At 66.0% G+C, this 491-nt stretch carries 1 protein-coding gene; it reads left to right on the top strand.

Annotation, left to right across the window (positions count from 1 at the left end; translation table 11 throughout):
* On the top strand, nt 1-491 hold a 491-nt coding region (locus tag L0B83_RS19625), incomplete at both ends, for a TetR/AcrR family transcriptional regulator C-terminal domain-containing protein (protein ID WP_234760242.1).

Raw genomic sequence — 491 nt, 5'->3', positions numbered from 1 at the left:
GGCGTCGCCGAACTGATGCTCGACGAGCTGGAAGTGTTTCCTGACGATACGAACTGGCAGGAACAGCTGCGCCGGATTGCCCACGAACTGCGCCGGGTATGCCTGCGGCACCCGAACGCCGTACCCCTGCTGGTGACCGGACCGCTGTCCACCCCTCTGGGCCTGCGCCCCGCCGGAACGCTGAGGCCGCTGGAACAGATCCTGGGGATCCTCATCGGCGCCGGTTTCGCGCCCGCAGACGCCCTGCACATCTACCGCGCTTTCTACGGATTCCTCTACGGTCACGTCCTCAACGAACTCCAGGAACTAATCGCGGACCCCGAGGAAAACGAAGCCCTCCTGCGCCTCGGGCTCCAGCGCCTGCCCCTGCGCGACTTCCCCCACCTGCGCCGCCTCGCCCCCGAACTTCTCGACTACGACGGCGAACAGGAACTCGACGAAGGAATCACCATCCTGCTCGCCGGCCTCGGCGAACAACTCAACGCCGGAAG

The sequence above is a fragment of the Arthrobacter alkaliphilus genome, assembly GCF_021483235.1.
GTDB classification, from domain to species: domain Bacteria; phylum Actinomycetota; class Actinomycetes; order Actinomycetales; family Micrococcaceae; genus Arthrobacter; species Arthrobacter alkaliphilus.
The sequence above is the reverse complement of the archived record's forward strand: the minus strand, read 5'-3'. Positions and strand labels throughout refer to the sequence as shown.